12 protein-coding genes are annotated in these 14,491 nt (G+C 60.4%); 7 read left to right on the forward strand and 5 right to left on the reverse strand.

The features are described 5' to 3' along the window. Positions 1 to 393: 393 nt before the first annotated feature. On the forward strand, positions 394 to 2,742 hold the full coding sequence (locus ACTZWY_RS12725; RefSeq protein ID WP_444791091.1) for a hybrid sensor histidine kinase/response regulator: 2,349 nt from the start codon (positions 394 to 396) through the stop codon (positions 2,740 to 2,742). A gap of 141 nt (positions 2,743 to 2,883) precedes the next feature. Here ACTZWY_RS12725 and ACTZWY_RS12730 read toward each other — a convergent pair whose 3' ends face one another. Together ACTZWY_RS12730 and ACTZWY_RS12735 are read right to left on the reverse strand one after the other, a co-directional pair. Beyond that, positions 2,884 to 3,384, reverse strand: a complete 501-nt coding sequence (locus tag ACTZWY_RS12730; RefSeq protein WP_444791092.1) for a hypothetical protein — start codon at positions 3,382 to 3,384, stop codon at positions 2,884 to 2,886. A gap of 221 nt (positions 3,385 to 3,605) precedes the next feature. Next, positions 3,606 to 4,451 (reverse strand): SDR family oxidoreductase, encoded by an 846-nt coding sequence (locus ACTZWY_RS12735; RefSeq protein ID WP_444791093.1) that lies wholly within the window; start codon positions 4,449 to 4,451, stop codon positions 3,606 to 3,608. 47 nt (positions 4,452 to 4,498) lie between these two features. On the opposite strand from ACTZWY_RS12735, the gene ACTZWY_RS12740 reads away from it, so the two are divergent. Beyond that, a complete protein-coding gene (locus ACTZWY_RS12740) occupies positions 4,499 to 4,942 on the forward strand; it encodes a winged helix-turn-helix transcriptional regulator (RefSeq protein WP_444791094.1) in 444 nt (147 codons plus the stop codon). Positions 4,943 to 5,313: 371 nt separating this feature from the next. On the opposite strand, the gene ACTZWY_RS12745 is transcribed toward ACTZWY_RS12740, so the two are convergent. The 3 genes from ACTZWY_RS12745 to ACTZWY_RS12755 are packed head-to-tail and all read right to left on the reverse strand — an operon-like array spanning position 5,314 to position 8,229. Then, complete coding sequence (locus tag ACTZWY_RS12745; protein ID WP_444791095.1) at positions 5,314 to 6,033, reverse strand: maleate cis-trans isomerase family protein; 720 nt, start codon at positions 6,031 to 6,033, stop codon at positions 5,314 to 5,316. Next, positions 6,030 to 7,196, reverse strand: a complete 1,167-nt coding sequence (locus tag ACTZWY_RS12750) for a M24 family metallopeptidase (RefSeq protein WP_444791096.1) — start codon at positions 7,194 to 7,196, stop codon at positions 6,030 to 6,032. Before ACTZWY_RS12750 ends, ACTZWY_RS12745 begins: the two co-directional genes overlap by 4 nt. Beyond that, a complete protein-coding gene (locus ACTZWY_RS12755) occupies positions 7,189 to 8,229 on the reverse strand; it encodes a pyridoxal-phosphate dependent enzyme (RefSeq protein WP_444791097.1) in 1,041 nt (346 codons plus the stop codon). The genes ACTZWY_RS12750 and ACTZWY_RS12755 overlap by 8 nt, the downstream gene beginning before the upstream one ends. A 175-nt stretch (positions 8,230 to 8,404) precedes the next feature. On the opposite strand from ACTZWY_RS12755, the gene ACTZWY_RS12760 reads away from it, so the two are divergent. From ACTZWY_RS12760 to ACTZWY_RS12780, 5 genes are all read left to right on the forward strand, one after another. After that, positions 8,405 to 8,866, forward strand: coding sequence for an Lrp/AsnC family transcriptional regulator (locus ACTZWY_RS12760; protein WP_444791132.1), 462 nt, complete (start codon positions 8,405 to 8,407; stop codon positions 8,864 to 8,866). A gap of 556 nt (positions 8,867 to 9,422) precedes the next feature. Beyond that, positions 9,423 to 10,787: a flavin monoamine oxidase family protein gene (locus ACTZWY_RS12765; protein ID WP_444791098.1), complete on the forward strand. Its 1,365-nt coding sequence runs from the start codon at positions 9,423 to 9,425 to the stop codon at positions 10,785 to 10,787. A gap of 318 nt (positions 10,788 to 11,105) precedes the next feature. Beyond that, the gene (locus ACTZWY_RS12770) at positions 11,106 to 11,681 is read left to right on the forward strand and encodes an ANTAR domain-containing response regulator (RefSeq protein ID WP_444791099.1); all 576 of its coding nucleotides are present in this window, start codon (positions 11,106 to 11,108) and stop codon (positions 11,679 to 11,681) included. Beyond that, positions 11,678 to 12,847, forward strand: coding sequence for a CmpA/NrtA family ABC transporter substrate-binding protein (locus tag ACTZWY_RS12775; RefSeq protein WP_444791100.1), 1,170 nt, complete (start codon positions 11,678 to 11,680; stop codon positions 12,845 to 12,847). Before ACTZWY_RS12770 ends, ACTZWY_RS12775 begins: the two co-directional genes overlap by 4 nt. Before the next feature lie 258 nt (positions 12,848 to 13,105). Beyond that, positions 13,106 to 14,470 carry a CmpA/NrtA family ABC transporter substrate-binding protein gene (locus ACTZWY_RS12780; protein ID WP_444791101.1) on the forward strand — a complete coding sequence of 455 codons (1,365 nt, stop codon included), beginning with the start codon at positions 13,106 to 13,108 and terminating at the stop codon, positions 14,468 to 14,470. The last annotated feature ends 21 nt before the right edge of the window (positions 14,471 to 14,491 follow it).

Genomic DNA, 14,491 nt, shown 5'->3' on the forward strand with positions numbered 1-14,491 from the left:
GGTCTGAAGAAATTTGCGGGTCCTGTGCGCGTTTCATACCTGAGGGCGCCGTCTCAAGGCGTGGAGCAATGCCATCTTCCGTAAACCCGGTTATCTTTTGGTCAGCTTGAAAATGAGGTGCTTGTGTTAGATCATGACGATAGGCAAGCTACCTATTGGAATGCGGGTTGTCTCATGAAGATAGGTGGGCCGATGCGGAAGAGCGCTCCAGAACTCAAGGCACGAAATTCGCCGTTAGCCGATGGTGCGCCAGATACTGGTCTTAGCCGGCGTTTTTTTGTGTCAGCCGCGCTGGTGCTTGCACTTGCGTTTGCGACGACCGCAGCGACCACCTACGTTCTCGGAAGTTATACTTTGCGCGCGAAAGAGGACGCCTTGCAAAGGCGCGCCGACATGATCGCGCGGTCCATTGATCTGAAATTGTCAGCCTACCATGCGGCCGTGCTGACCGTCGCGGAATCATCTGCGCTGCGCGAAGGGTTCGATCTGGCGCGGATCGAACGGTTGGCGCGCCGCGTCGGTGATGTATTCGGTGGGTGGTTCGTCATCACGAGTGAGGACCAGCAGGTTTTCCAACTCATGAACACCCTTACGCCTGAAGGGACCTTGTTTGGCCCCTATCCGCGCACCGATCGCCCGGAACTGATACGCGCCGAGGATGAGAGCCTGCACCTGAGCCGCAGCGTGACCTCCGATGCCTTCTTCGGCAGACTGGCGAGCGAGCTGATCGTGAGCACCGTGACTGCGATCACCTTGCCGGACGATACGACGGCCACTCTCGGTTTCGTCACCACCCTGAACGACATCACCGCGTGGCTGATGGACGCCGAACTGGCGGAAGGCGAATTTGCCGCCATTGCAGATGGCTCGCACCGGGTCATTGCGCGCTCGCACGACAACGAGAATTTCCTGCTGGCAGACCTGCCGGACTGGTACATCGCCTTTTCAGAGGGGCGCGACAGCGGTGTCGCTGTCGGCGCCCCGTCGCACGGCGGGGCACCCAGACTGTTCGCGATGCATCGCCTTTCGGTTGCGCCGGGCTGGACGCTCGCGGTCTCCCAGCCGCTGCCGTCTTCGCTATCTGCCCTGTATCACTCGGCCTGGCCTGCGCTCTCGGGGTTGATGGTCCTGTTGCTGAGCGGCAGCATCGCGGCGTTGTCGCTTGACCGCAGCCGGGCCCGGGATGAAGCCCAGCGTGCAGCCCGCGAGGTCGCGGAACGTGAAAAGCTGCTGACAGAGGTCCGCGCGGCAGATACCCGCAAGTCACGCCTGATGGCGGTGCTTGCGCATGATCTGCGCACGCCGCTGGTTGCCATGCTGGGGTGCCTCGATCTGTTTCGACCGCATTTGGACAAGCCGCCACAGAAAAAAATACTGCATCGCCTGAAGGCCGACGGCCATGGAATGCTGACCTTGATAGACGATGTGCTGGAACTGGCCCGGCTGGGCGCAGGGGAGGCGCGGCTGCGGCCGGAGCCGTTTGCACCAATCGCGCTGCTGACGCAGGTTGGCGATCTGGTCCGGTCGTCGGCGGAGCGGCACGGGACGGAAGTTGTGGTTCAGGGCGATGATTTGCCCTTGTTGATCGGCGATGTCGCGTCCCTGCGGCGGGTTCTGCTGAACTTTGCGACCAACGCGGTCAAGGCCACGCGCGGCGGCAGCGTCCAGCTCTCCGCCATGTGTGGTTCGGCTGGCACGGATGGTCGCACAGTGACCTTTGCGGTCACCGACACCGGTTGCGGCATCGCGCCCGAGGACATACCGCGACTGTTTCGTGATTTCGGCATGCTGGAACGCGACAGCACCCGTGCGGACGGGACCGGCCTTGGCCTTGCCATCTGCCGCAGGCTGGCGACAGCCATGGGCGGCGAGGTGGGTGTTGAGAGCACCCTTGAGGAGGGGTCGCGTTTCTGGCTGAGAGTGACACTGCCCGAGGCAGACAGCGCTATATCCGAGGCAGACAGTGAAACGGATGCCGCCCCCGCCGTGCTGGCCGGCCTCAAGGTGCTGGTCGCCGAGGATCATGACATCATCCGGCAGCTGACCTGCGCAAATCTGGCGCGCGCCGGCATGCGACCGACAGAGGCAGCCGACGGTGCAATCGCCGTTGAGTTGGCCCAGGCCCAGGAATTCGACCTGATCCTGATGGACCTACAGATGCCTCATCTCGACGGGGATGAGGCGGCAGTGCGCATTCGGGGCGGCGGCGGGCCTTCGGCACGGGCACGGATCATCTGCGTGACTGCGCATCAATCCCCCGAGATCGCCTTGATGCTGAGTGATCTGGCCTTTGACGCTTGCGTCCGCAAACCGCTTGACGTCCAACAACTGGCGGCCCTCATGCAGGGCATACCGCCGTCTTCGGCGGCTATAATTTCCCTTGAGGACTTCGAGGCTGACAACCTGACGCAGCTGCGCGCGATCGACGGCGGGGCGTTGCTCACGCGGACACTCAATGGCTTTGCAGCTGATATCGACACGACCCGGAGTGACCTGGCAGAACTGATCGCCAAGCGCGACACCTTCAAGGCGGGTCGTCTGGTTCACAAGCTGGTCGGGTTTGGTGATTTCCTTGGCGCACGGACGCTGTCCAGCGAGTTGCGCAAGTTTGAAGATCTGATCCGTGATGACGATATCGAAGTTCTGGAAGGGGCGCTTGAATGGATCGATAACGTCATGGCCCAGACGCGGGTGCAGGTCGACCATCTGATTGAGAAGACCAATCTGCACAGCGGGGGGTAACGACCCCCGCCTGTGCGATCCGGGCGCACGGCATGCGCGCCTCGTCGCCGTCGCTACAAACAGAATTCAGGTGTTTGTGTCCCGGACGTTTACGACGGCCTTGGTCCTGAAGCGACAGCGGCCATCAGGTGGACGCCCGCACTACCATAATCCGTCAGTCACAAATGCTGCACCCTGCGTGAACGGCAATAATGCGAAAGCCGCACATAGCGTCATTGATCCCCGGTAATGGTCGGTAGGCCAGTTCAACGATCCGCATGGGCTTCTGGCAGGCAAAGGGAAGTTCAGGCAACTTGTCGGCATTGGCTCAGAGCACGATATAGGGGCCAACCGCGTAAAGGCATAACGCACGCTGATTTTTTGATAAACCTGCTTTAGCTTTATCAAATCATGGGCATTCTGTTTGGCCCGGTCGCGGGCCAAGTCACGATAGCGGGCAATCGCGGCACGCGCATAGGGCGGGATGGGGCAATCTGCAGCACAGGGCAGATCGGCGTCCTTCGGGAAATCGATCCCCCGGATCGATTTATGGACATTCGGCCCTTGATCCGCAGCGCGGACCAGCTTGAACTCGTTGCTGTTATCAGACCGCTGATCGTTCAATTCGGTGGTATATCTCGGGGTTTGCGTCTTCTTGTCCATGGGGTCCATCTCCTGAGAGTTTCACCCTCCGGTAAAACCGGGGCGGTTCATTCAACGCAGCACGGAGTTTTCGCAAGGCATATGCTGCGGGGAGCGATCAGACACCCCGCAGGCTGGCGTTAGCGCATGTTGCGCAAAAACGGGACCCGGTTTTGCGCAAAAGACATGCGACAACATAAGGTTAGAGTGGGTCGCGTGAATGCGAATGAACGCGACACGCGCTAGCCGATGGCAGCGGTGACTGCCGTCGCAAGCGGTGTTGTCGGGCGGCCGATCAGGTCGGAAAGCTGTGTCCCTTCATCAAAAAGCGCGCCTTTGGAAGCCTCGACATCGCAATGGGCCAGAAAGCCGGCCAACTCGGCAGGCAGGCCCGCGCCGGTCAGAGCGGCTGCGTAGTCGACTTCTGGCATGTCGACATAGGGAATTTCCTTGCCAGCTTGCGTTGACAGCGTGGCGGCCAGATCCGTAAGGGTGTAGCTGTCATCGCCAGAGAGTTCATAGGTCTTTCCCTGCAGTGCCTTGTTCAATAGCACAATGGCAGCGGCATCCGCGTAGTCCTGCCGCGTGGCCGAGGAAATCCTGCCATCCTTGGCCGCACCAATCAAGGCGTTGTGTTCCAGTGCAGCCGGCAAGCCCATCGTGTAGTTTTCCGTGTACCAGCCGTTGCGCAGAACAGTATGGCCAATACCCGACGCAGCCAGCAGCTTTTCCGTCTCGACATGCTCTGGGGCAAGGCCAAGCGTGCTGTTCGGCGCGTTGAGTAGACTGGTGTAGACGATATGCTGCACGCCAGCGGCTTTGGCGGCTTCGATCACGGCGGCATGTTGCGGGACGCGGCGGCCGATGTCGCTGCCCGAGATCAACAGCACCGTGTCGATACCATACAGCGCCGATGCCAGCGTTTTGGGGGCGTCATAGTCAAAGACGCGCGCAGGAACGCCCAGATCGGCGGCCTTGTCGGTGTTCCGGGCCAGCGCAATGATGCCTTCGGGCGCTGTTTTGGTTTTCAAGGTGTCGATGACGAGGCGGCCAAGCTGGCCGGTGGCCCCGGTGATTGCGAGTGTCATGGTGCATGTCTCCGTTTGTTTTGATGAGGTAAATCTAAGGGCTTTACATGCAAAAGGTAAGTACATACAATTTTGTTAGTATGAAGTTTTTAGAGGTCGCCATGCCGAAACTCAGTGACGCCGTCCGCTCGGGCAAGCTTGTTGGCAACCTGCAAGCACAAGAATGTCCGTCACGCGATATTCTGAAGCATGTCACCGGCCGCTGGGCTGTTCTGACGCTGATTGCGCTTCAGGGGCGGACGATCCGTTTTGCCGCCCTGAAGCGCACGATTGGCGGGGTCAGCGACAGGATGCTGACGCAGACGCTCCAAACGCTAGAGGCGGACGGGTTTGTTCATCGGCAGGCTTTCAAGGTTGTGCCGCCCCATGTGGAATACAGCCTAACGCCGTTGGGCGAAGGCATAGCACAGCATGTGCGCGTTCTAGCTGACTGGATCGAAGACAACACCAGTGAGATATTGTCGGCCCGGCAAGGTATCTTGGCAGAATAAACCTGTGCTGTTGAATTCAAATGAATGATTGTATCAAATACAGCGATCCTTCGCTTCCCGCCCTGTCTGTCGATCACCCGAAACATGCCGTATTTTGCACGACCGTCCGCAAAGAGGCTGACTGCCGCCGCATACTGCGCCAGCATGAGCGGCTGTTTGAGAGCAGGCCGGATGACGGGCTGACCATCAGTCAAGGGCCGAGCCCGTCTTGGCGCCGACAGCATCAGGCCAGGTCGCGTATCCCCCCAACTATGACGAGGGTGTTGGGGGGGGATGCCTTGAGACAATCCCGCAGGGTGTTCAGGTAGGTATTCAAGAGAGAAAGCGTAAGCTTTCGCCTTCAGGCGTCTTCAGTCACGGGGCTGCGGCGGTCAGGAAGCCGTCACCGGCGCAACATGTGCCAGCGCGCCCATATGCGCAGCAAGGCATTGGTTCGAACTAATCACGGGCAGGCCAAGTTCACGGGTCAACGGGGCAAGAATGCCCAATGTGCGCAGGTTGGTGCAGGACAGAAAGACTGCGTGCAGCTTGCTGCGCTGCGCCAGTGCCCGCGCCGCGTCGGCGATTGAACGGGGGGCGATGCGCGCGACCCGGGCTTCGACCTGTTCCCCAAATGACAGCATGTCAGGGACAGCAACGCCCGCCGTTTCAAATGCCGCGCGGATCGGTTCGGCCACGGACGCGATATAGGGCGAAACGATCCCCACCCGCGCCAGCCCCAACCGCGCGCACTGGGCGAGTGCGGCGGTCAGCGGATCGGTCACGGCCTTGGTCTGTGTCGCGCCTGTCACCAATCCGCGCACCCGGTCTGCGCCGATCAGCGTCGTGCCCGACGTGCAGGCATAGCCCACCACATCCAGCGGCTGTGTTGCGGGCAGCAAGCGGGCCGCACCAGGCAAGGCGCGTTCCATGTTTGCAACGGTGTCGGGCGTCAGTTCCGCGCCTGATGGCACGCGCGTGACATGCAAACGTGCAAGATGCGGGGGAAACAGGCGGCAGAATTCCTGTTCGATGGTTTCATCGACCTGCAAGACAATCAGACCAAGACGTGGCAGATCGTCGTCCAGCAAGGTATAGGGGAAAGCAGTCATGTCCTGATCTCCGGCAATTCCTCGGGCGCGCGGGGGGACAGCAGTTCTGGCCCATCCGCGCGCAAGACGATGTTTTCTTCATGCACCATGATCTGCCCTTCACTTGTCACGCAACTGGGTTCCAGTGTCAGAACCATGCCTGCGCGCAAAGGGGTGTCATCCAGCGGGGTGAAGGAGGGCCATTCGGTCAGCGTGATGCCCAGCCCATGCCCCAGCCGTCCGTCCCCCGGCGTCACTCCGTGCTTTCGCAGCCCGTCTGACAGCAGGCGATGCATATCGCGCGCCAGCATGCCGGGGCGCAATGCGGCCAAGGTTTCTTCGGTCGCGTGCCACAGCGCCGCATGGGCGCGGCGTGCCGTGTCAGATGCCGGGCCAATCGCGAAATTGCGGTCGAAATCGCAGAAATAGCCGTCCTTCACCGCGCCTGTGTCCAACATCAGGATATCCCCGCATTGCAACGGGCCCGGCCCTGCGGGCGAGATTACATCGCCGTAGCCATCACGCCCGGCACCACCTGCCACATAGCTGACCCAATCTGCCCCCTCGGATAGCAGCGCGATCTGGAAGTCGCGGAACACTTCGGCCAATGGTCGCCCCGCCTGCGCGAATTCTGGAACGCGGGCGAAGGCGCGCGCGGCAATGGTGCAGGTGGCGCGGATCTTGGCAATCTCGGCCTCGGATTTCACCTCACGCACGCGTTGCACGCAGGCGGTTGCATCTACAAAGCGGCGCGGGGCAAGCCGCATGCGCACCGCCTCGAAATCCTGCAACGGCATGCGCAGATGCGTTTCCAGCCCCATGGGCAGGCCAATCCGGCCATTTGGCGCAACGGCCTGCGCCAAGGTATCGGTAAGCAGGCTGACACCATCGTCACGCGGGTCGGGCGCGTCCCATGTGCGGATATCGCGCACCCAACTGCGCCCCATCAGATCGGCCCCAATGGACGGGATCACCGCCACTGGATCGCCCGCATGCGGGACCACCACGAACCAGGGCCGCGCCGGGCTTTCCCAGAAGCGGGTCAGAAAGCCGGTTGTGTAGTAGATATCGGCGGGCGAGGTCAGAAGCAGCGCGTCCAAGCCTTGTTCTGCCATGCCTGCCTGAAGGCGGACGATGCGCGCGCGGTATTCCTGCGCGGGAAAGATCAAGGAGCGCTCAGCCATCCTCTGGCCCTTCGCTGAGGATGGCCAGCACATGCGCATCGGCGGGCAGTTCCAGCCCCGCAACCAGCGCCGCCAGTCCTGCCCCGCCTGAAGGTGTTGTCAGTAGGCCATGCGCGGCCAGCAAGTTTGCGCCGCGCCGCGCGTCACTTTCGCTGATGGTCACAAAGACATCCGCATCCCGCGCCAGACCATTCAGCGCAATCATCGATGCGGTCTTGCAATCCAGCCTGCCCATGCAGGACGCGGGGCCGGATGTATCAACCACATGTCCCGCGCGGATGCCTTCCATCAAGGCCGGGGCCGCTTGTGGTTCCACAACGATGATCTGCGGGCCGTCCCCCCAGACATGGCGCGCATGGGCTGCAACAGCTGCCGCCAGCCCGCCCACACCGGCTTGCAACAGGATATGGCTGGGCGCTGTATCGATCTGCGCGGCCGCTTCGGCCGCCAGTTGCAGATACCCTTCCATCACGCGCAGTGGCAATTCGGTGTAGCCGGGCCATGAACTGTCGGACAACAACGTCCAGCCTTGCGCCTGTGCCGCATCGGCTGCAGCCTGCATGCTGGCCTCGTAATCCGCACCGGCGCGCACGACATCTGCCCCCTTGGCACGCAGACGTTCGGCAAATGCCTCTGGCACCGTATCAGACAGATATATCACGGCCCGCGCCCCGAACAACCACGCCCCAGCCGCCACCGACAACCCGTGATTGCCTGCGCTGGCCGTTATATAGACGCGCCCTTGCAGCGCTTGCCGCATGTCATCCGTCTTGCCAGCAGCGGCTTCGCGCGCGATGGCGTGCGCGGCGCCAAGCGCCTTGAAACTGCCCAACCCCATACGCGCGCGTTCATCTTTCAGGTGGATGCGCGCAACCCCCAATTCGGCTGCCAGCGATTGCACATCGCGCAGCGGTGTTGGCGCATGGGCGGGACATTTCGACAACAGCGCGGTCACATCGGCTGCATGCGCAAGCGGGGCCTGCCCGGCAACCGGAAGCCCATCACCACGCCAAGGATTCTGTATACGTTGCATCACTGATGATCCCGTTCTGCTTCACTGCAAACTATCGCAACAAGCGACGGGCGGGTCGGAATATTTGAACCATTCTGCGCCTGAATTCGGCGCATTGCGGCCAGATCAGGCCGATTTCCGGCGCGATTCTCACAACGAACTTCCCCTGACGCCGGTTTTGCGCATATCTGCTATCATGGATAAATTCGACGCGCTGATACTGAACATGCTTCAGCAAAATGCCCGAACCACCGCCGAGGCGATGTCGCATCACGTCGGGTTGTCGCCTGATGCCTGCCGCAAGCGCATGGCGCGACTGCGATCCTCGGGGATCATCAAGGCCGAGATCGCTGTGCTGGACCCCGCCAGCGTTGGGCGCGGGCTGATCCTGATTGTCGAGGTTACGCTGCAAAACGAACGCAAGGCCGATCTGGACCGTTTCAAGGCCGCCATGCTGGCCGCGCCCGAGGTCATGCAATGCTACTATGTGACCGGTAACGCGGATTTCATCCTGATCCTGTCTGCCCACGACATGGCTGATTTCGAAGCCTTCACCCGCCGCCATTTCTTCGCGGAAGACAACGTTCTGCGGTTTCGCACAAGCGCTGTCATGGACCGTGTCAAAACGGGGCTGGCTGTGCCGGTTGTCACGGATTGAGCCTGTCATCAAAGCCGTGGATTTGGCGCGAACGCAACGCTGGTTTTGAGGCTACCCCGATACAAGCCACAGCAATCAATAAACTCAAGTCCCGGCTGCAACCATTCCCGGTTCGCTAGAGCGTGCCCGCGTTCATTCGCAGTCACGCGACCCACTCTAACCTTATGTTGGCGCATGTCGTTTTGCGCAAAACCGGTTCCCACTTTTGCGCGACTTGCTATAATTCTGAGTGACCGCGTCACAGAGCGCCGCCTTCCGGACCGACCGGCAGCAAGGGGCCGGGCATGTCAGTGTGGAATATACTGGCACACTCTGCGCAGAGTGGTCCTGTCAGTTATCTCGTGCCTGGACACTCTGAAAGCGGAAGCCGCTGCTCTTGTTTGTCTTTTGGATACCAAATGGCACAGTCCCCTTATAAAACTGCTGTCGTTTTTGGACGACATTGACAAAAGGAAGCTCGCGCGAGACGGGTTTGGGGATATTCTCGTTTCCAGGACCTGAATCTGGTATCATGGTGGTCATAGCAGAAGGACCATTTTGTGACACCTTGCCTAAAATGGATGATGGACCTGTGAGCCGCTTCAAAGTGAGGCGGCGGCTACTTGCCGGGCTCTGCGCCGCCGGACTATTGGGACTGGGCGGAAAACGCGTCAATGCGCAGCCGTGTCAGCGCATCGTGATCATCGGTGCAGGGCTTGCCGGAATGGCCGCAGCACGCGCGTTGCAGGACGCTGGACAGGATGTGACCATCCTTGAAGCGCAGGCGCGGATTGGCGGACGCATTCATACATCGCGCCTGTGGCCCGGTCTGCCCATGGACCTGGGCGCAAGCTGGATTCATGGCCAACAGGGCAACCCCCTGACGGATCTGGCGCGCGAGGCTGGCGCACGAGGCATCCGAACCAGCTATGATGCTGCGGTGTTGCTGGGCCCACAGGGGGGCACGATTGCCCCTGATCTGCGCCCGGCCGAACGCATTCTGGCCCATGCGCTGCAGCGCACCACGCGGCTGGAGCGCGATGTGTCGGTGATGGCTGCTTTGGAGGCGTCAGAGGATTGGCGCGCCGCATCGTCTGAACTTCGTCGGCTGGTGTCATATTTGGTGAATAGCACGCTCGAACAGGAATACGGCAGCGCGGCGAACCAACTCTCTGCATGGTATGGACAAGCGGCAGGGGAATTTGGCGGGCCAGATGTCCTGTTCCCGGATGGGTTCGATCGGATCACAGCCCATCTTGCACAGGGGCTGGATATTCGTCTGTCAGCCGATGTGACCGATATTGCCCCGGGGGCGATACGTCTTGCTGATGGCACCAGATTCCCGGCTGACAGGGTGATTTGCACCCTACCTTTGGGCGTGTTGAAATCGGGCCGGGTGCAATTTGCACGCCCTTTGGCCCCTGCAAGGATGCAAGCGATCAGCGGGCTGGGCGTGGGGCTTGTGAACAAGTGCTGGCTGCGGTTCGACCGCGTCCATTGGCCCGATGATGTGGACTGGATCGGCTGGCTTGGGCCGCGCGCAGGCTATTGGGGCGAATGGGTGTCACTGTCACGCGCCACAGGCGCGTCAGTTCTGCTGGGACTGAATGCCGCCGATGCGGCCAAAGACATTGAAACGCTAGATGACCGCGCAACGATCGCCAATGCGCACGCGGCCTTGCGCGCGATGTTTGGCACGCGTTTCCCCGCACCGATTGCTGCGCAAATCACGCGTTGGGGGCAGGATCGATACGCAGTCGGTAGTTACAGCTTCAACGCTGTCGGCACCAGCAGCGCGACCCGAAATGCATTGGCCGGGTCGGACTGGGACGGACATCTTTGGTTCGCGGGCGAGGCCACATCGCCAACCCACTTTGGTACTGCGCATGGGGCAGTGTTGTCGGGACGTGAAACAGCCCGCAGGATCTTGTCCCATGGCTGATATGCGCTGAGCTGTCCTTCTGGATATTGCAGAGATTCCCTACATGATTTGTGCGTTGCAAGGTCGGCAAGCTTTCACCGTATCAGCTTTCAGTCCCGCTGACATTGTATGGAACGGTGCATGCTAGGGTATTTCAGTTCCTGGTCGCTGCAGCTGGGATGAAAGCACTTTTCTTTTAACTGGTGTCCAATAAGGCAAATGCACGGAAAGCGCTGGATTTTTAATCATGCGCCACATTCTGCCAGATCCGTCAGCAAACATCTGTTGCGATGTCTCGCTGTCGGTGTGCTGTGGGCGGAAACGTTGCCGCAAAGACCAATGAAACTTCACATCGTCATCGTCGAACCAGATGAAGCCCGCGCCAAGCTTGTCATGGAAAGCTTGCAGCCCCTTGGCCACCAGATAACGGTGATCGCTGAGGTGTCCGGACTTGCAAGACGCGTGCGTGAGATTGCACCTGATATTGTGTTGATCGACATGTCGGACCCATCGCGCGACACGCTGGAGGAAATGGCGCTGGCATCTGGCCCGTTGGAGCGCCCTGTGGCGTTCTTTGTGGACCGCACGGACCGTGACCTGACGCAGCAAGCGATTGAGGCCGGGGTGTCTGCCTATGTTGTTGACGGTCTGCAGCCAGAACGTGTGGCCACAGTGATGGATGCCGCCATTGCAAGGTTCCAGATGTTTCGTCGTATGCGCGTGGAGTTGGAGACCACGCGTCGCGCGCTGGAAGAGCGCAAGTTGATCGACCGCGCCAAGGGCATCTTGATGAAGGCACGCAGTATTGGTGAAGACGAGGCTTATGCCTTGTTGCGCAAGACCGCGATGGACCAAGGGCGCAAGGTGGCTGAAGTTGCCAGCGCATTGGTCACGGCGGCGGGGCTTTTGTCATGAACCTGACCCCTTTGCGCTTGGGATTCGTGCCTTTGCTTGACATGGCCCCGATTGTGATAGCCCGCGAAATGGGTTTTGCGCAGGCCGAGGGGCTGGGACTGGAACTGATGCGCGCCCCGTCTTGGTCAAGCCTGCGGGACATGCTGCTGTGGGGGCAGGTCGACGCAGCGCAGATGCTGGCCCCTGTCCCCGTGGCCATGGCCATGGGGCTGGGCGGGGCGGTGGCGCGGCTGGATATCCTGCAGGTTCTGTCGATCAATGGCGATGTGATCGGCGTGTCGCAGGACGTAGCCGGACGCTTGCGCCGCGCGGGTCATGATTTCGGGTTTTGTGATGCATCGCGCGCGCGCGATGATCTGGTGCGTGCCATTGACCGTCCCTTGCGGATCGGCGTGCCGTTTCCGTTTTCAACCCATGTTGAACTGGTAAGCTATTGGCTGCGCGAAACCAGCATTGAATATGAACTCTGCACAATTCCGCCGCCCCGCATGGCCGATGCCCTTGCGGCGGGCGAGGTAGATGCGTTCTGCGTTGGCGAACCTTGGGGGTCTGTAGCAGTAGAGCTGGGTGCGGCCACGCTCTTGTTGCCAAGTCGTACGATCTGGGCGGTTGCACCGGAAAAAGTGCTGGCCGCACGGCACGAATGGGTCAAGGACAACCCTGCGCTAACAGGGCGTTTGATGCGCGCGATCTGGCGCGCTGCCAAATGGCTTGGCGTGCCGGCAAACCGGTCTATCACGTCTGACATTCTGGCCCGCCCCGAATACGTTAACGCCCCGGTGGAGCTTCTGGACCGTGCCTTGCGGGGCGAGATGGTAATTTCTGCGCAAGGCGAACTGCGGCAGGTGCCCGACATGATCCGGTTTTTTGACGGGGCTGCAAGTTTCCCGTGGCGGTCACAAGCGGCCTGGTTTGCTGCGCAGCTGGCGGCACGCCATGACCTTGATCTGACGCGAAGCATAGTTACGGCCAAGGCAATCTGCCGCACTGACCTGTACCGCCAGAACCTGCGCATGGCTGGTGCTGATTTACCCGGAGCGTCCGAGAAGCTGGAAGGTAGTCTGCACCACCCGACAGCAGTTGCTTCTGAGCGCGGGCAGATGATCCTGGCGCCAGATGCTTTCTTCGATGGTCAGGTTTTCGACGCCAGCCAATATTCGCGCTGATTTTTTCAGCACTGAATTGCTGCAGGCGCAAAATGGCGCTGTCCCGCCGGATTTCAGCTTGTTTCGCGCCAGTCTGGAAGAAAGGATGAAGGCAACCGGATCGGCAACGCTGTCGATTCGCAAAATCAGGGTTCAATGATGAACTCTTATGGGCACAGCCGCCTGACCTGATTGCGCAACCCCTGCGCAATATAGGTCGGCGGCTTTTTTCGTTTCCGGCCCGCGAAACGTCGGGCTTCAGTCAAAGGACACAGCATTATGATCCGTAATCTTCTTGCAACTACATCTGTCATCGCAGTCGTCGGCACAACCGCGCTTCATGCTGATACCTTCCCGGAAATCGAAGACTTGACCCTTGGGTTCATCAAGCTGACCGATATGGCGCCCTTGGCCATCGCCTACGAGCGCGGGTATTTCGAGGATGAAGGTCTTTTCGTTACGCTGGAAGCGCAAGCGAATTGGAAAGTGCTGATCGACGGTGTGATCGATGGTAACCTGCACGGCGCTCATATGCTGGCAGGTCAGCCATTGGCTGCAACCATCGGTTTTGGAACCGAAGCGCATATCGTCACGCCCTTTGTCTTTGATTTGAACGGCAATGCCACGACTGTGTCGAATGAGGTGTGGGAACTGATGCGTCCGGCCATCCCCTCTGACGCTGATGGCAAACCCGTCCATCCCATTTCCGCTGAAGCGCTGCGCCCGGCACTTGAAGCGTTCGCCGATCAGGGGCGCCCGTTCAACATGGGGATGGTCTTTCCCGTCTCGACCCATAATTTCGAATTGCGTTACTGGTTGGCCGCGGGCGGCATCCATCCGGGTTTCTACAGCGCCGACAACATTGCCGGACAGATCGGGGCTGAGGCGCTTTTGTCCGTTACCCCACCGCCGCAAATGCCTGCGACACTCGAAGCAGGCACGATCAGCGGCTACACTGTGGGTGAGCCGTGGAACCAGCAGGCCGTGGCCATGGGGATCGGTGTTCCTGTGGCGACCGATCTTGATATCTTCCCCATGCGTGCCGAAAAGGTGTTGGGCCTGCGTGCCGATTTTGTCGCGCAAAACCCCAACACGGTGCGCGCCCTGACGCGTGCGATGATTCGCGCCGGAATCTGGCTGGATGAGAACGACAACGCGAACCGTGAAGAAGCGGTGCAGATCATCAGCAGCCCCAATTATGTGGGCGCAGATCCGGAAGTGCTGCGCAATTCCATGACTGGCACGTTCGAATATGAAAAGGGCGATGTGCGTCCTGTGCCGGATTTCAACGTATTCTCGCGTTATTACGCCAATTACCCGTTCACGTCAGATGCCGTCTGGTATTTGACCCAGATGCGCCGTTGGGGCCAGATCACCGAGGCCAAGAGCGATGAGTGGTATATCGAGACCGCAAAAAGCGTGTTCCTGTCTGACCTGTTCGAGGAGGCCGCGCAATCACTGGTTGCTGACGGGCTAGCCCCCGCAGAGATGTTCCCATTTGGCACCGACGGGTTCCGCGATGTGGTGGATCACGCCATTGACGGGCTGCCTTTCGATGGCCGCGCGCCCAACGCCTATATCGACAGCTTTCCCCTTGGTCTGACCGGGGAACAGGTGGTCGTGGGAACACAGGTGCAGGGCTAAGGCCCGGATTTCAGAGGACGC

Source organism: Roseinatronobacter sp. NSM, from assembly GCF_052379845.1.
Lineage (GTDB): Bacteria > Pseudomonadota > Alphaproteobacteria > Rhodobacterales > Rhodobacteraceae > Roseinatronobacter.